This is a genomic window from Streptomyces gamaensis, assembly GCF_042656465.1.
GTDB lineage: Bacteria > Actinomycetota > Actinomycetes > Streptomycetales > Streptomycetaceae > Streptomyces > Streptomyces gamaensis.
Window position 1 is genome coordinate 455,173 of sequence record NZ_JBHSPB010000001.1, and the last position, 16,574, is coordinate 471,746.

Sequence of the window (16,574 nt, forward strand, 5' to 3'; positions counted from 1 at the left end):
TCCAAGCCCGGCGCCACTCAGTAGCACTGATCGACGGCAGGTATTTCGTCCGGCAAAGATCGTCTATAGTGCCCATGACAACGCGTATCTGATCCGGCGGGGGAATCAGGTCAACGCGCCGCCCCGGTGGCAGTCGTTCCGTATCCTTCGCCGACCCCACCGGACTAAAGGAACGAACATGCTCGGCAGAGGTTCGCGCTCGATACGGGCCGCGGGTTTCCTCACCACCGTCGTCGCGACCGGCGCCCTGGCCGCCGTCGCCACCCCGGCGCAGGCCGTCGTCGGTGACCCGGTCAAGGACAAGCAGTACCGGTTCACGGTCAAGCTCGACATCGGCAACGGCAAGCGCAGCTGCTCCGGTGCGCTGGTCGACGAGCGGTGGGTGCTGACCGCCGCCAGCTGCTTCGCGGACACCCCGGGCGAGAAGGTCGCCGCCGGGGCGCCCAAGGACAGGACCGTGGTCTCCTCCGACGGGGGCTCCGGCAACAGCGCCCCGGTCATCCGGCTCGTTCCGCACCAGGACCGCGACCTGGTGATGGCGCTGGTCGGCCGCGCCGGCGGGAGCATCGACGCCACCCCGATCGCCGTCGGCACCACCGCGCCCGCCCAGGGCGAGGAGCTGCGCGGCACCGGCTTCGGCCGGACCAAGGACGAGTGGGTGCCCGGCCAGGCGCACACCGGTCTGTTCACCGTCGGCGCGGTCAAGGACGGCGCGTTCAATGTCACCGGCAAGGACGGCGCGGCCGTCTGCAAGGGCGACAACGGCGGCCCCTCCTTCCGCGAGAAGGACGGCAAGGCCGAGCTGGTGGGCATCAACACCGGTTCCTGGCAGGGCGGTTGCCTCGGCGAGTCCGAGACCCGCACCGGCGCCGTCAACACCCGCGTGGACGACGTCAACAGCTGGATCCAGCAGACCCGTGTCATCAACAAGGCCGGCATGGTGAAGGAGAACTTCATCACCACGGCCGACTTCAACGGCGACGGCCGCACGGATGTCGCCGCCATCCACTACGACGGCACGCTGCACGCCTACTACTCCACGCCGGACGGCAAGCTGGAGTACGGCCGCCCGCTGTGGCACGACAACACCTGGTCGACCTACAAGAAGATCGTCGGCGGCGACTTCAACGGCGACGGCAAGGGCGACATCATCGCTCTGGCCGGCGACGGCAACCTGTACTTCTACGCCGGCGACAACAAGGGCAACCTCGCCGAGCGCAAGAAGATCTGGAGCGACACGTCCTGGAAGGACATGCCGCACTTCGCCCGCTACAAGTTCGAGAACGGCCGCGACGGCCTCATCGCCATCTGGAACACCGGCGCCCTGGTCGGCTACCCCACCAACCCGGACGGCACGCTGACCGGCGAGAAGCGCGAGATGTGGCGCGACCGCACCTGGGGCGGCACCAAGCACCTGGCCACCGGTGACTTCAACGGCGACGGCAAGGACGACATCGCCATGGCCGCGTACGACGGCCAGCTGCGCTTCTACGCCGGCAACGGCAAGGGCTTCGACGACGCCACGAACATGTGGCGCGACAAGTCCTGGGGTTCCATGTGGACGATCCTGGGCGGCGACTTCAACGGCGACGGCAAGGCCGACCTGCTCGGCCGCTGGGCCCCGGACAACCTGAGCGACGCCGAGAAGGCGGCCGAGGCGGCGAGGGCTGCCGCCGCCGTCGCCGGCGCTCCGCTGCCCGCCTACGAGATGCGCTGGTACCAGGGCGACGGCAAGGCCGGCCTGGCCGACGGCCGCTCGATGTGGCCCGAGGGTGTGACGCTGCGCCGGTAGATCGGCGACGGTAGCACCGGACCACCGGTGACAACGGTGTGCGGGGCCCGCGGTCGACTTCCGGCCGCGGGCCCCGCGCCGTACGCCGTACGTACGCGCCCTCGCGCCCGTACCCGTACGCGCCCCCTCACACCACCAGGCTCAGCACCCCCGCCACCGCGAACCCCGCCACCGACAGCACCGACTCCAGCACCGTCCACGACGCCAGCGTCTCCCGCTCCGGGATCCCGAAGTACTTCGACACCATCCAGAAGCCGCCGTCGTTGACGTGCGAGGCGAAGATGGATCCCGCCGAGATCGCCACGATCACGAGCGCGACCCGCGCCTGTGACACGTCCCCCTGCGGCAGCAGCGGCGCGACGATGCCCGCCGTCGTGACGATGGAGACCGTCGCCGAGCCCTGCGCCACCCGCAGCACGAGCGAGATCAGCCAGGCGAGGACGACCACCGGCAGGCCCGCGCCCGCGAAGGTGTCCGCGAGCGCCTGCGCCACACCGCTCGCCTTGAGCACCGCCCCGAACACCCCGCCCGCGCCGACGACCAGCAGGATGTTGCCGACGGGCTTCAACGACGCGGCCGAGACCGCCTCCAGCGACGTACGCGACCAGCCGCGCCGGACACCCAGCAGCCAGTACGCCAGCAGCAGCGCGATCGTCAGCGCCACGAAGGGGTGGCCGAAGAACTCCACGACCGAGCGTCCGGTGCTCGGCGCGAGCGCCACCGAGGAGAACGTCGCCAGGAGGATCAGGACCAGCGGCGTGCCGATGATGACGAGCAACACCCCGAGGGACACGGGCCGTTCGGCGCCCTCCCGCTCCGCCGCGACCGCCGCCCTCGCCTCCGCCGCCGCGTCCGCCATGCCGGCCGGTACGGGGACGTACAGCCGCGCCCCGATCCACGCCGCGTACGCCCACGCCGCGAGCACCGCCGGTATCCCGCACACCGCGCCCATCAGGATCACCCAGCCGAGGTCGACGTGCAGCAGTCCGGCGGCGGCGACCGGGCCGGGGTGCGGGGGCAGGAAGGCGTGCGTCATGGACAGCCCGGCGAGCATGGGCAGCGCGTACCGCAGGATCGATCCGCCGCCGCGCCGCGCGGCCGCGTAGACGATCGGGGCGAGGACGAAGATCCCCACGTCGAAGAAGACGGGGATACCGAGGAGGACCCCCGTCATCCCCATCGCGAGGGGCGCGCGCCGCTCGCCGAAGAGGGCGAGCAGTCGCGAGGAGAGCGCCTCGGCGCCGCCGGACGCCTCCAGGACGGCGCCCAGCATCGTGCCGAGGCCGATGATGACGGCGATGTGGCCGAGGGTGCCGCCCATGCCGGACTCGACGATCGAGACGGCGCCGGACTTCTGGACGGTGCCGAAGAGTTCGGTGACGGACAGGCCGGAGGCCAGGCCGACGGCTATGGACACGGCGAGGAGCGCCACGAAGGGCTGCAGCCTGGCCTTGATGATCAGGACGAGCAGCAGGGCGATACCGAGGGCGGCGACGGTCAGCAGGCCGCCGGTGCCGCCGATCAGCGGGAGCAGGCCCCCGGTGTGCGGGGGCTGTGCGGCGAGGCCGGTGGGTGGAGCGAGCATGGTGACTCCGCTTCCGGGCAGGGGGCGGGGGCCGCCCCCGCCCCCGTGGCGACACGTCAGCCCAGGACGGCCAGCGCGTCGATCTCGACGAGGAGACCCGCGGGCAGGCCGACGTACACGGTGGTACGGGCCGCCGGGGCCTCCTTCAGATCGGCGAAGTAGTCGTTGTAGAGCGAGTTGAACTCGGCGAAGTGCGCGGTGTCGGTGAGGTAGACGCGCACCATCATCACGTCCTCCCAGCTCGCGCCGCCCTCCTCCAGGACGGCCCGGACGTTGGCGAGGGTCTGCAGCGTCTGCTCGCGCAGGGTCGGACCGGCCGGGGTGGGGGCCTGGCCCGCCACCGCGGGCAGGAAGCCGACCTGGCCGGCGACCTGAAGGACGTTGCCCTTGCGCACGCCGTGCGAGAACTTCGCGGGCGGGGTGGTGTGGGTGGGGGGCGTGAGGGCGGTCTTGTGGAGCTTGCCGGTGGTGCTGTCGCTCATGGGGTGTCCGCTTTCGCAGTTCTCGGAGTTGTCGTATTTCTTCCGGAGTACTCGTCGCTGATGGCGTCGGCGGTGCGGCGCAACAGCGGGAGCAGTTCGAGGAGTTCGTCGCTGCCGACGACGACGTTCGGGGCGGAGACCGAGCAGGCGGCCACGGTCCGTCCGGTCACGTCGCGCACGGGCGCGCCCACGCAGTTGATCGACTCCTCGTGGCCGCCGAAGTCGGTGGCCCAGCCCTGGTCCCGTACGGCCGCCAGCTCGCGCAGGAAGGCGGCCGCGTTCGGGGTCGAACGCGGCGTGTAGGCGGGGTAGTCCAGGCGCTCGGCGAACGCGCGGCGCTCCGGCTCGGGCAGACCGGCCAGGAGCAGCTTCGCGACGGCGGCGACGGTGATCGCGACGGGCTTGCCGATGCGGGAGTACATGCGGACCGGGTAGCGGCTGTCGACCTTGTCGATGTAGACGACCTCGTCGTCCTCGATGACGGCCAAGTGCACGGTGTGGCCGCAGAGTTCGTTGAGGGCGAGGAGGTGGGGGTGGGCGATCTCGCGGATGTCCAGACCCTCGGCGGCCTGGTGGGCGAGTGCGAACAGGCGGGCGCCGAGCCGGTAGCGCTGGTCCTGCTGCCGGTGGACCATGCCGTGCTCGTGCAGGGTGCGCAGCAGGCGCAGCGCGGTCGACTTGTGCACGCCGAGCCGGCCGGCGACCTGCTCCAGATTGGCGGGCCCCTCGGCGAGCAGCGGCAGGATGCGCAGGGCCCGGTCGACGGTCTGGCTCACGGTGCGGTCTCCTCGGCGGGGGTGTCCTGCGCTACGGGCCGCAGTCTGCCCCACGCGTCGTCGTCGAGGGCGGCGAGCCGCTCGACGAGCGCGGGCGCGGGCGGTTCGGCGAGGTCCCCGGGCACGGCGAGCACGGCGGCGGCGAACAGATGCCCCCACCGCAGACACACACCGACGGGGAGCCCCCGCAGCGTCCCGGCGAGAAACCCCGCCGCGAAGGCGTCTCCGGCACCGACGGGGGCGACGACGTCGACACGGAGGGCGGGGACGAAAGTGACGACGTCACGAGCAGGGACGCGAAGCGACGCACCCGCGCCGGACCCGCCAACGGGCCCGGCACCCGGGCCGGTTCCGGGCCGTCGAGGGCGTACGTCCCCGCCGGGCGCACCGGCACGCGCGAGCGCGTCAGCGGCCGGCCCCCCAACAAGCCCGGCATCCACGCCGGATCCGGACTCCCCAGGGCGTACGTCCCCACCGGGCACGGGAGTCCGTCCGTCGGGCACGCCGCCGGTTCCGGGCCCCCGTGGGTGTCCGGGCGCGACGGCGCCGGCGGCGGCATCGGCGGCGGTACCCCCAACAGGTGCGGCGCGCATACCGCTTCCGGGCGCCGCGCCGCCCGCTCCGGCGGAACCGCTGTCCCCTGCCCCCGGCCGTACGTACGCCGTCGCCCCCCGCGCCCCCTGTTTGACCACCAGTACGTCCGGTTCCGGCAGCGCCGCGCGGATCGCTTCGGGGCCGCGGACGCCCCAGGCCGCTTCCGCCTCGTCCTCGCCCACGAAGACGATGTCGCAGGCGCGTGCCAACTCGGCGAGGACGGACGGTCCTTCGGGGGACGTACGCCACAGGCCGGGCCGGTAGTTGGCGTCGAAGGAGACGAGCGGGCGGCCGGGGCGGCGAGCCGTCAGCGTGCGCAGCAGCGCCAGGCAGCCGGTGGAGAGCGCGGCCGTGATCCCGGTGAGATGCAGGATCCGCCCCGACCACGCGACCTCGCGCGGAACGTTCGCGGGCGACATCGCGGAGGCGGCGGAGCCGGCCCGGTAGTAGGCGACTTCGGCCGGCGAGGCGTCGGTCTGCCCCGGCCCGTCGGAGACGCAACGCTCCCCCGCCGTACGGAAGTACACCCCTGTCGGCCGTTCGGCATCGCGTGTCACCGCCGACACGTCCACCCCGTACGCCGCGACCGCCTCCGTCAGGTGGTCCCCGAAGCCGTCCGCGCCCACGCGGCTCACCCAGCGCGCCCGGTGCCCGGACCGGGCCAGGGCGCAGGCGACGTTGGACTCGGCGCCGCCGATGCCGCGGTCGAAGGAGGAAACGTCGGCGAGGCGACCGAGGCGGCCGGGCCGGCTCGGGCGGAAGGTGACCATGGACTCGCCGAGGCACACGACGTCGGCTGCCACTGCCGCTGTCGAGGCCTCAACCCTGCTGCCGTCCACGACTGTTCACGCTCCCCCGTACCCATCGGTGTCCGTCCGGTGTCCCGGCCGCGCCCGGCGGACCCCTGTGACGCGGACCGTTGACCCGGCACTCGCCGGGATGTTAGACAGCAGCGAGCGACATACGCAACGAACGTTGCATATGTCGCAACGGCCGCACCCGAACGTCCCTGGAGGCCCCATGGCCACGGAACCCACCCCCGAGCACGGCCCCGTGGCCCGCCTCGCGGAGACCCGTGTCGACCACCGTTTCAAGGGGCTGCCGCCGGACGCCGAGGGCATGACGGTGGGCGCGCTGGCCGCCGAGCGCCGCTCGCTGTTCACCGACGGGTTCACCACGCCCGTCCTCGCCCTGTCGGCCGAGGCGCTGGAGCACAACCTGGCGCTGATGGAGCGGTACACGCAGGAGCACGGCCTCGCGTTCGCGCCGCACGGCAAGACGTCGATGGCCCCGCAGCTGCTGGAGCGCCAACTGGCGCACGGCGCCTGGGGGATCACGGCCGCGACCCCAGCGCAGGTGCGCTCCTACCGGGCCTTCGGCATCGGCCGGATCTTCCTGGCCAACGAGGTCGTGGACCGGCCGGCCCTGCGCTGGATCGCCGCCGAGCTCGCCGCCGACCCCGGCTTCCGGCTGATCGCCTACGTGGACTCGGTGCGCGGCGTCGAGCTGATGGACGCCGCCCTGCGCGAGGCGGAGGCGAGCCGTCCGCTCGACGTGGTCGTGGAGCTGGGCGCCCGGGGCGGCCGTACGGGCGTCCGTACGGAGGCGGAGTGCACGGCGGTCGCGGACGCGGTCGCGGGCACCGGCACGCTGCGCCTGGTCGGCGTCGCCGGCTACGAGGCGGAGATCCCGGACGCGGACGCGGACAGCGTGGGGGCCTGGCTGCGCCGACTGACCGCGCTGGCCGTGGAGTTCGACAAGGCGGGCCGCTTCGCCGGGCTGCCGGAGATCGTGGTGAGCGCGGGCGGCAGCGCCTGGTTCGACACGGTGGCCGAGGTCTTCGCCGAGCTGCCGCCGCTGTCCGCGCCCGTACTGCGGCTGCTGCGCTCCGGCGCGTACCTCACGCACGACGACGGCACCTACCGGCACAAGACGCCCTTCAACCGCCGTCCGCAGGAGGGCGAGTTGCGGCCCGCGTTCCGGCTGTGGGCGCAGGTCGTCTCCCGGCCCGAGCCGGGGCTCGCGTTCCTCAACGCGGGCAAGCGGGACGCCGCCTACGACCTGGGCCTGCCCGAGCCGCAGGTGATCCGCTCCGCGCGGGACGGCTCGGTGCGGCCCGCGACGGGCCTTACGGTCACGCGGCTCGCCGATCAGCACGCGTTCGTCACCGTCGACGGGGACACTCCACTGGAGGTCGGGGACTGGGTGGGGCTCGGGCTGTCCCACCCGTGCACGGTCTTCGACAAGTGGCAGCTGATCCCGCTGGCGTCGGCGGACGGCACGGTCACGGACTACATCCGCACGTTCTTCTGAGCCGGGACTTCCGAGCCGGGACTTCCGGGCCCGGACGGTCGACGACAGGGGGCAGGGCCATGGACACGGTGTTCCGGGACGTCCGGCTCGTGGACGGTACGGGCGGGCCCTCCCGCCGTGCCGACGTGGGCCTCGCGGACGGCCGCGTCGCGGTGATCGCGTACGAGGGCGAATCCCGCCCCACGGGCAGACGCGTCGTCGACGCGCACGGCCTCGCCCTCGCGCCCGGCTTCATCGACATGCACGCGCACAGCGACCTGGCCCTGCTGCGCGACCCGGGGCACGAGGCGAAGGCCGCGCAGGGCGTGACGCTGGAAGTCCTCGGCCAGGACGGCCTGTCGTACGCGCCCGTCGACGACGGCACGCTCGCCCGGATCCGCACCCAGATCACCGGCTGGAACGGCGACGGGCACGACATCGACTTCACCTGGCGCTCGGTCGGCGGGTATCTCGACCGCCTCGACGAGGGCTTCGGCGGCGAGGGCATCGCCGTCAACGCCGCCTACCTCGTGCCGCAGGGCACCGTGCGGATGCTCGCGGTCGGCTGGGAGGACCGGCCCGCCACGGACGACGAGACCGCGCGCATGCGGCAGTTGGTCGCCGAGGGGCTGGAGCAGGGCGCGGTCGGGCTGTCCTCGGGGCTGACGTACACGCCGGGCATGTACGCCTCCGACGCCGAACTGGCCGAACTGTGCCGGGTGGTGGCCGCGCACGGCGGCTACTACTGCCCGCACCACCGCTCGTACGGGGCGGGCGCGCTCCAGGCGTACGCGGAGATGGTCGCGCTGGCGCGCGGCACCGGCTGCGCGCTCCATCTCGCGCACGCCACCTTGAACTTCGGGGTCAACGCGGGCCGCGCCCCCGAGCTGCTGGCCCTGCTGGACGCGGCGCTCGCCGACGGCGTCGACATCTCCCTGGACACCTATCCGTACACCCCGGGATGTACGACCCTCGTCGCGCTGCTGCCGAGCCGGGCGGCCGAGGGCGGCCCGGATGCGCTGCTCGCGCGGCTGCGCGACGACGCCGCGGCCGAGGAGATCCGCCGGGTGATGGAGGAGGAGGGCGCGGACGGCTGCCACGGGGTGCCCGTCGACTGGGACACGGTCGAGATCTCCGGCGTCGCCGACCCGGCACACTCCCCCTTGGTGGGGCGCACGGTGGCACGCGCGGCGCGCGAGCGCGGCGAGGAGCCCTGGGCGCTCGTCCGGCGGCTGCTGATCGCCGACCGGCTCGGGCCGACGATCCTGCAGCACGTGGGGCACGAGGACAACGTCCGGACGATCATGCGGCACCGGGTGCACACGGGCGGCAGCGACGGCATCCTCCAGGGCGACAAACCGCATCCGCGCGCGTACGGAACGTTCCCGCACTACCTCGGACAGTACGCGCGCGACCTCGGAGTGCTGTCACTGGAGGAGTGCGTGGCACATCTCACGTCACGTCCTGCGGCCCGGCTCCGGCTGCCCGATCGAGGTCTCGTCCGCGAGGGATTCCGCGCCGATCTTGTCCTCTTCGATCCGGACACCGTCGCCGCCGGCTCCACTTTCGAAGCCCCTCGGACGCTTCCGACCGGTATTCCCTACGTTCTCATCGACGGTCGCTTTGTGATGAAAGACGGGCGGCGGACGGACGTCCTCGCGGGCCGTTCGGTGCGCCGCGCGCCCGCCGGCTGAGACCGGGCGCGGTGTGCGCCGGGGCACCCTCCCCGGGCGGCGGTAAACGGTGCGCGCCGCCTCGTACGCCCCCGTATGGTGGCCGTCATGCAGGTGATCCAGTCAACGAAGCTCGCCAATGTCTGCTACGAGATCCGTGGCCCGGTTCTTGAGGAGGCGACGCGGCTGGAGGCAGCGGGTCACCGCATCCTCAAGCTCAACACCGGCAACCCGGCGGCCTTCGGCTTCGAGTGCCCGCCGGAGATCCTCGAGGACATGCTGCGCAACGTCGGCAGCGCGCACGGCTACGGCGACGCCAAGGGCCTGCTCTCCGCGCGGCGCGCGGTGGTGCAGCACTACCAGACCAAGGGCATCGAGCTGTCGGTCGAGGACGTCTACCTCGGCAACGGCGTCTCCGAGCTGATCCAGATGGCCATGCAGGCCATGCTCGACGACGGCGACGAGGTGCTGGTGCCGGCCCCGGACTATCCGCTGTGGACCGCCTCGGTCTCGCTCGCGGGCGGCACCGCCGTGCACTACCGCTGCGACGAGCAGGCGGACTGGATGCCGGACCTCGCCGACATCGAGGCCAAGATCACCGACCGCACCAAGGCCCTCGTCATCATCAACCCCAACAACCCCACGGGTGCGGTGTACGACGAGGAGATGCTGCGCGCGCTCACCGAGCTCGCCCGCCGTCACAACCTGGTGGTCTGCTCCGACGAGATCTACGACAAGATCCTCTACGACGGGGTGACGCACACCCCGACCGCCGCCATCGCCCCCGACCTGCTGACGCTGACCTTCAACGGCCTGTCCAAGGCGTACCGGGTGGCCGGCTACCGCAGCGGCTGGCTCGCGGTGTGCGGACCGAAGGCGCACGCCGACAGCTACATCGAGGGCCTGACGATCCTGGCCAACATGCGGCTGTGCGCCAACATGCCCGCGCAGCACGCGGTGGCCACGGCGCTCGGCGGCCGCCAGTCGATCAACGACCTGGTGCTGCCGGGGGGCCGGCTGTGCGAACAGCGGGACGTGGCCCACGAGTTGCTGACGCAGATCCCCGGCGTGAGCTGCGTGAAGCCCAAGGGCGCGCTGTACGCCTTCCCCCGGCTCGACCCCAAGGTGTATCCGGTCAAGGACGACCGGCAGCTGGTCCTGGACCTGCTGCGGGCCGAGAAGATCATGGTGGTGCACGGCACGGGCTTCAACTGGCCGGAGCCGGATCACTTCCGCCTCGTCACCCTGCCCAACACCAAGGACCTGACGGACGCGGTGACGCGCATCGGCACCTTCCTGGACGGCTACGCCCAGGGATAGCTGTAGCCGAGACAACTTTAGACGCCGTCTAAGTTAGGATGGCCTTCTGAGGAGTATTCCAGGAGGCCATCCATGTACAGGCGTGGAAATCCGGCCCGCACGGCCCACGACACCGTGACCGGCCGGCACAGCAGGTACGGCAGCGGCCCGGCGCCGCACCGGTCCCGCGAGGAAGAGCTGGACATGCGGCTCGCCTGGCATCTGACCGCGCTGCTGACCGTCACCGACGAACTGCGCGCGCTCGCGCCCTCGCACCGGCTGGACGCGGCGGCGCAGCGGATCGCCGAGCAGGTGGCGCGGCTGCGCGGCGGCACGGACGCGCTGCGGGCGGCGCCGTCGACGGTCGGCGACCCGGCCCGCACCGCCGCGCGGATCACCGCCCTGCACCAGCGGGCCCACGTCCTGGCCGGGCAGGCCCTGGTCGTGGCGACCTCGCGCGGCGACGCGGCGGGCGCGGCCCTGGCGGGCGAGATGCTGCGCGCCCATGCGCGGGCGCTGGGCATCGAGGAACCGGTGTGACACCGGTATGACGCCGGTATGAAAGACGCCTTCGGGCCCGGCGCGGGCAGACCCGCCGGACCCGAAGGAGCTCAGCGCTTGCTCGGCACTGCTTACTTCAGCGCTGCTTACTTCAGGCGCTCGACCAGCGCCCGGTACTCGTCCCACAGCGCCTTCGGCGTGTGGTCACCGAAGGTGTTCAGGTGGCCGGGGATCAGCGCGGCCTCCTCGCGCCAGACCTCCTTGTCCACGGTGAGCAGCAGGTCGAGGTCCGCCTCGGGCAACGCGAGGCCCTCGGTGTCCAGCGCCTCCCGGGTGGGCAGCACGCCGATCGGCGTGGAGACGCCCTCGGCACGGCCGTCGAGGCGCTCGACGATCCACTTCAGCACCCGGCTGTTCTCGCCGTAGCCCGGCCACACGAAGCGGCCGTCCGCGTCCTTGCGGAACCAGTTGACGTAGTAGATGCGCGGCAGCTTCGCCGGGTCCCTGCCCTCGGCGACCTTCAGCCAGTGCCCCATGTAGTCGCCCATGTTGTAGCCGCAGAACGGCAGCATGGCGAACGGGTCGCGGCGCAGCTCGCCGACCTTGCCCTCGGCGGCGGCGGTCTTCTCGGAGGCGACGTTGGCGCCGAGGAAGACGCCGTGCCGCCAGTCGAAGGACTCGGTCACCAGCGGCACCGCCGAGGCGCGGCGGCCGCCGAAGAGGATCGCCGAGATCGGCACGCCTCTGGGGTCCTCCCACTCGGGCGCGATGATCGGGCACTGCGAAGCCGGCACGGTGAAGCGGGCGTTGGGGTGTGCGGCCGGGGTCGGCGACGCCGGGGTCCAGTCGTTGCCGCGCCAGTCCGTCAGATGCGCGGGCGGCTCCTCGGTCATGCCCTCCCACCACACGTCGCCGTCGTCGGTGAGGGCGACGTTGGTGAAGACCGAGTTGCCCCACAGGGTCTTCATGGCGTTGGCGTTGGTGTGCTCGCCGGTGCCGGGGGCGACGCCGAAGAAGCCGGCCTCGGGGTTGATGGCGTAGAGCCGGCCGTCCTCGCCGAAGCGCATCCAGGCGATGTCGTCGCCGATGGTCTCCACGGTCCAGCCGGGGACGGTGGGCTCCAGCATCGCGAGGTTGGTCTTGCCGCACGCGGAGGGGAAGGCGGCGGCCACGTACTTCGCCTCGCCGGTGGGCGGGGTGAGCTTGAGGATGAGCATGTGCTCGGCGAGCCAGCCCTCGTCGCGGGCCATGACGGAGGCGATGCGCAGGGCGTAGCACTTCTTGCCCAGCAGGGCGTTGCCGCCGTAGCCGGAGCCGTAGGACCAGATCTCGCGGGTCTCGGGGAAGTGCGAGATGTACTTGGTGGAGTTGCACGGCCAGGGCACGTCCTGCTGGCCCGGCTCCAGGGGGGCGCCGAGGGTGTGCACGGCCTTGACGAAGAAGCCGTCGGTGCCGAGCTCGTCGAGGACGGGCTGCCCCATGCGCGTCATGGTGCGCATCGAGACGGCGACGTAGGCGGAGTCGGTGATCTCCACGCCGAGCGCGGAGAGCGGGGAGCCGAGCGGGCCCATGCAGAAGGGCACGACGTACATCGTGCGGCCGCGCATCGCGCCGCGGAAGATGCCGCCCCGGCCGTCCCTGCCGCTGAAGGTCTCCCGCATCTCGGCGGGTGCCTTCCAGTGGTTGGTGGGGCCCGCGTCCTCCTCCTTCTCGGAGCAGATGAACGTGCGGTCCTCCACGCGCGCCACGTCACTGGGGTCGGAGGCCGCGTAGTAGGAGTGGGGGCGTTTGACCGGGTCCAGCCTGGTGAACGTGCCCTTGGCGACGAGCTCCTCGCACAGTCGCTCGTACTCGGCCTCGGAGCCGTCGCACCAGACCACGCGGTCCGGCTCGGTGAGGGCAGCGATCTCTTCTACCCAGGAGATCAGCCCCTGGTGCTGGGTGAGGGTGGTGGGAGCCGCACTGCTGCGCGCCACGATCGCTCCGTCCCGCCGGACGTCGCCCGGTCCGGCGTCAGATATTGAGGGTTGCCGGACGACCGCGGCCTTGGCCCGCGCCGTCCGCTTCTGTGGAAGGTGCCCCTTGGGAGCTGCGACCCAGACGCTTCCCCGCTCATCCGGTGCCGCCCGCACTCATTTGATCATCCGACGCGGAATCCGTTCTGTCCAGGGGGCGCCCCCGTGACCATCGCCACGCGATACTGATCCGTAACCTACGGTGGCGTAGGTAGCATGACGGCCATGACTACCGCGCCCGACGCCGCGCCCGACGCGCCCTCCGCCTCCGCCGGCGCCGAGGCCGCCGCGGACCCCGCCGCCACAGCGGCCGCAGCCCCGCCCGCCCCGGGCAAACCGCGCCTGAGAGGCTGGCTGCACGCCGGGATGTTCCCGGCGGTGCTGATCTCCGGCGTCCTGCTGACCGCCCTCGCCGACAGCACGCGCGGCCGCATCGCCTGCGCGGTGTACGTGGTCTCGGCGTGCCTGCTCTTCGGCATCAGCGCGCTCTACCACCGGGGCAACTGGAGCCCGCGCGCGAGCGCGGTGCTGCGCCGCCTCGACCACGCCAATATCTTCCTGATCATCGCGGGCACGTACACCCCGCTGACGATGCTGCTCGTGCCCGGCGGCCGGGGCCAGGTGCTGCTGTGGGCGGTGTGGGCCGCGGCGGCGGCGGGCATAGCCTTCCGCGTGCTGTGGGTGGGCGCGCCGCGCTGGCTCTACACGCCGTGCTACATCGCGATGGGCTGGGCGGCCGTCTTCTTCCTGCCGGACTTCCTGCGCAAGGGCGGCATAGCGGTCCTCGTCCTCGTCATCGTCGGCGGGCTGCTCTACAGCGCGGGCGGCGTGATCTACGGGATCAAGCGCCCCAACCCGTCACCGCGGTGGTTCGGCTTTCACGAGGTCTTCCACTCGCTGACGCTCGCGGCGTTCATCGTGCACTACGTGGGCATCTCTCTCGTGGCCTATCAGCACTCCTGACGAACTCCCCGCCGGGCGCGCCGACTTCACCCCGCCCGGCACGGCCCCCCGCCGTGGCCGCGGCCGTGAGGCCGTGGCCACTTTCCATGCCGTGCCCGCGACGGCGACGACCACCACGCCCACGACGGCGGCCTCGCCCGCGACGACATATCCCGTGACGCACAGCGCCGCGAACACCGCGACCAGAGCGTTCACCATGGCAGCCTCCCCCTTCGGTCAGTACTTGTCGGTCAGCACTTGACCGAAAAACCTGCCCGGCCCCACAGCGTCACACACGCCACCGACAATCAGCGTGTCATCAAGGACCCACCGGTAGTCGTCAGCGTCCCGTCAAGGCGCAGCGGCAACTCCCGTACGGGCGGCTGCCAGACGGGAGTTGCCGTACGGGAGTTGCCGTACCGGAGTCACCTCACGGTGACGCCGAGGCGCGCGGCCAGCTCCCGCGCGTCGGCCGTGGGCGCGTCGCAGGTGAAGTTCCGGCACACGTACGCGGCGGGCCGGCCCTCCAGCAGCGGGCGGTTCGCCAGCAGCGGGATCTCCGCCTCCGCCCCGGACGCGGGCTCGCCCACGGCGACGGCCAGCCCGGGCGCGGTCGCCAGCAGGGCGGTGCGGTGCAGCAGGGCCGTGGCCGGATCGCCGTCCGGGCCGACGACCGCGACCTCGCGCGGCCCGTCCAGATACGCCTCCGCGACCGCGAGCCCCCAGCTGATGAAGCGCGGCGCCCTGGGCCCCAGCGCCCGCACCACACTCAGGCCCCGCTCGGCCGCCTCCCGGTGCGCACTGCTGCCCGTGTACGCCGCGTACGTCAGCAGGGCACCGCAGGCGGCGGTCCAGCCGGAGGGGGTGGCGTTGTCGGTGGGGTCCTGCGGGCGGCGGATGAGCCGTTCGGCGTCGTCGGCGGTGTCGAACAGGGCGCCGTCCGCTCCGGTGAAGCGGATGAGGACGGTGTCCAGGAGCAGGCCCGCGAAATCGACCCACACCCCTTCCCCGGTCACGGCCGCCAGCGCCAGGAAGCCCTCGGCGACATCCGCGTAGTCCTCCAGCACCCCGGCGTGGGAACCCGCGACGCCGTCGAGGGAGGTGCGGTACAGCCGCGCCTGCCAGTCCATGTGCACCCGCACCAGCAGATCGGCGGCCTCGGTCGCCGCCCGGACGAGGTCGGGGCGCTCGAAGCAGGCGCCGGTCTCGGCGAGCGCCGCGATGGCCAGACCGTTCCAGGCGGCCACCACCTTGTCGTCCCGGCCGGGCCGGGGCCGCTCCTCACGGGCGGCGAGCAGCCGGGCCCGTACGGACGCGAGCCGCTCGGCGTCCACGAGCCGCTCGTTGTCGGGCAGTTGCAGCACCGAGCGGCCCTCCTCGAACGTACCCTCCTCGGTGACCCCGAAGTGCGCGGCCGCGAGAGCGGCGTCCGCCTCGCCCAGCACCTCGCGCAGCTGCGCGGGCGTCCACACGTAGAAGGCGCCCTCCACGTGCCGGCCGCTGCCGTCGTCGCTGTCCGCGTCCAGCGCCGAGGCGAACCCGCCCTGCTCGGTGCGCAGTTCACGCACCATGAAGTCGGCCGTCTCCAGGGCCACGCGCCGCGCGGACTCCGCACCGGTCGCCCGCCACAGGTGCGTGTAGACGCGGCACAGCAGCGCGTTGTCGTAGAGCATCTTCTCGAAGTGGGGTACCAAAGATCCACCAGCCCTCGGCGTGAGTACGTACCGGTGGAACCCGCCTCCCACCTGGTCGTACAGGCTCGAACGAGCCATCGCGCCGCACAGGCCTTCTGCCATCTCCAGCGCCGCCACGGAATCGGTCCGCGCGTGGTGGCGCAACAGGAACTCGACCACCATCGACGGCGGAAACTTGGCGTCTCCCTGGAACCAGCCGCTCGCGGGGTCGAAGTCCCGGGTCAGTTGCAGGAGCGCCATGGCCTGGGTCCCCTCGGCGGGCGTTCCGGTATCTTCGGTGCTCAGCTCCCGCCCGGCAAGGTCCCGAGTGATCCTCCCCGCCACCTCCGCCACCTCGCCCCGTCGGCTCGTCCAGGCGTTGTGCACGCCTTCGAGCACCTGTTGGAAGGACGGCAGGCCATGGTGAGGCTCGGGCGGGAAGTACGTGCCGAAGTAGAAGGGCTCCCCGTCCGGCGTCATGAACACGGACATGGGCCAGCCGCCCTGACCGGTGGCGGCCTGCACGGCGTCCATATAGACGGCGTCCACGTCGGGCCGCTCTTCACGGTCCACCTTGACGGACACGAAATGCTCGTTCATGTACGCAGCGGTATCGGCGTCCTCGAAGGACTCGTGCGCCATGACGTGGCACCAATGGCACGCGCTGTAACCGACGCTCAAGAACACGGGGACGTCGCGCCGCCGGGCTTCTTCGAACGCGTCGGCCTCCCATGGCCACCAGTCAACGGGGTTGTCCGCGTGCTGGAGGAGATACGGGGACGTGGCCTGCACAAGTCGGTTGGGCATGTCCCCATCCTTGCGCACGCGCCTCCGCCCCGGCCGCGCGCCACAGGGGCTGCACACAAGCGGGGTGGAGAGGTGCTGACCCGGACGGGGGCGTGCGTTCATGATGCGGGGTGGACTGCGACGGGCAGGGGGCCACCGGGCAC

Annotated in this window: 13 protein-coding genes; 7 read left to right on the forward strand and 6 right to left on the reverse strand. The window is 72.2% G+C overall.

The features are described 5' to 3' along the window. The first annotated feature begins 178 nt into the window (after positions 1-178). On the forward strand, positions 179-1,792 hold the full coding sequence (locus ACFP1Z_RS02020) for an FG-GAP-like repeat-containing protein (protein WP_390313944.1): 1,614 nt from the start codon (positions 179-181) through the stop codon (positions 1,790-1,792). A gap of 127 nt (positions 1,793-1,919) precedes the next feature. Here the strand turns inward: ACFP1Z_RS02020 and ACFP1Z_RS02025 are convergent, their stop codons facing one another. Genes ACFP1Z_RS02025 through ACFP1Z_RS02040 form a run of 4 tightly spaced genes read right to left on the reverse strand, consistent with a single transcriptional unit; the run spans position 1,920 to position 6,068 of the window. Then, positions 1,920-3,377: a GntP family permease gene (locus ACFP1Z_RS02025; RefSeq protein ID WP_390313945.1), complete on the reverse strand. Its 1,458-nt coding sequence runs from the start codon at positions 3,375-3,377 to the stop codon at positions 1,920-1,922. A gap of 56 nt (positions 3,378-3,433) precedes the next feature. Then, on the reverse strand, positions 3,434-3,859 hold the full coding sequence (locus tag ACFP1Z_RS02030; RefSeq protein ID WP_390313946.1) for a RidA family protein: 426 nt from the start codon (positions 3,857-3,859) through the stop codon (positions 3,434-3,436). Continuing rightward, positions 3,856-4,635 carry an IclR family transcriptional regulator gene (locus ACFP1Z_RS02035; RefSeq protein WP_390313947.1) on the reverse strand — a complete coding sequence of 260 codons (780 nt, stop codon included), beginning with the start codon at positions 4,633-4,635 and terminating at the stop codon, positions 3,856-3,858. Before ACFP1Z_RS02035 ends, ACFP1Z_RS02030 begins: the two co-directional genes overlap by 4 nt. Beyond that, a complete protein-coding gene (locus tag ACFP1Z_RS02040) occupies positions 4,632-6,068 on the reverse strand; it encodes a sugar kinase (RefSeq protein ID WP_390313948.1) in 1,437 nt (478 codons plus the stop codon). The genes ACFP1Z_RS02035 and ACFP1Z_RS02040 overlap by 4 nt, the downstream gene beginning before the upstream one ends. 181 nt (positions 6,069-6,249) lie before the next feature. Here ACFP1Z_RS02040 and ACFP1Z_RS02045 point away from each other — a divergent pair, with 181 nt between their 5' ends. From ACFP1Z_RS02045 to ACFP1Z_RS02060, 4 genes are all read left to right on the forward strand, one after another. Further along, entirely contained in the window at positions 6,250-7,542 is a 1,293-nt protein-coding gene (locus ACFP1Z_RS02045; RefSeq protein WP_390313949.1) for an amino acid deaminase, read from the forward strand. A gap of 59 nt (positions 7,543-7,601) precedes the next feature. Then, complete coding sequence (locus ACFP1Z_RS02050) at positions 7,602-9,215, forward strand: N-acyl-D-amino-acid deacylase family protein (RefSeq protein WP_390313950.1); 1,614 nt, start codon at positions 7,602-7,604, stop codon at positions 9,213-9,215. A gap of 87 nt (positions 9,216-9,302) precedes the next feature. Then, complete coding sequence (locus ACFP1Z_RS02055) at positions 9,303-10,514, forward strand: pyridoxal phosphate-dependent aminotransferase (RefSeq protein ID WP_390313951.1); 1,212 nt, start codon at positions 9,303-9,305, stop codon at positions 10,512-10,514. 72 nt (positions 10,515-10,586) lie between these two features. Then, the gene (locus ACFP1Z_RS02060; RefSeq protein WP_390313952.1) at positions 10,587-11,033 is read left to right on the forward strand and encodes an SCO4983 family protein; all 447 of its coding nucleotides are present in this window, start codon (positions 10,587-10,589) and stop codon (positions 11,031-11,033) included. A gap of 107 nt (positions 11,034-11,140) precedes the next feature. Here ACFP1Z_RS02060 and ACFP1Z_RS02065 read toward each other — a convergent pair whose 3' ends face one another. Further along, positions 11,141-12,970, reverse strand: coding sequence for a phosphoenolpyruvate carboxykinase (GTP) (locus ACFP1Z_RS02065; RefSeq protein ID WP_390313953.1), 1,830 nt, complete (start codon positions 12,968-12,970; stop codon positions 11,141-11,143). 264 nt (positions 12,971-13,234) lie between these two features. Here ACFP1Z_RS02065 and trhA point away from each other — a divergent pair, with 264 nt between their 5' ends. Together trhA and ACFP1Z_RS02075 are read left to right on the forward strand one after the other, a co-directional pair. After that, positions 13,235-13,972: a PAQR family membrane homeostasis protein TrhA gene (gene trhA / locus ACFP1Z_RS02070; protein ID WP_390313954.1), complete on the forward strand. Its 738-nt coding sequence runs from the start codon at positions 13,235-13,237 to the stop codon at positions 13,970-13,972. Positions 13,973-14,045: 73 nt separating this feature from the next. Then, on the forward strand, positions 14,046-14,213 hold the full coding sequence (locus ACFP1Z_RS02075; protein WP_390313955.1) for a hypothetical protein: 168 nt from the start codon (positions 14,046-14,048) through the stop codon (positions 14,211-14,213). A gap of 163 nt (positions 14,214-14,376) precedes the next feature. Here ACFP1Z_RS02075 and ACFP1Z_RS02080 read toward each other — a convergent pair whose 3' ends face one another. Beyond that, the gene (locus tag ACFP1Z_RS02080) at positions 14,377-16,431 is read right to left on the reverse strand and encodes a thioredoxin domain-containing protein (protein WP_390313956.1); all 2,055 of its coding nucleotides are present in this window, start codon (positions 16,429-16,431) and stop codon (positions 14,377-14,379) included. Positions 16,432-16,574 lie beyond the last annotated feature (143 nt).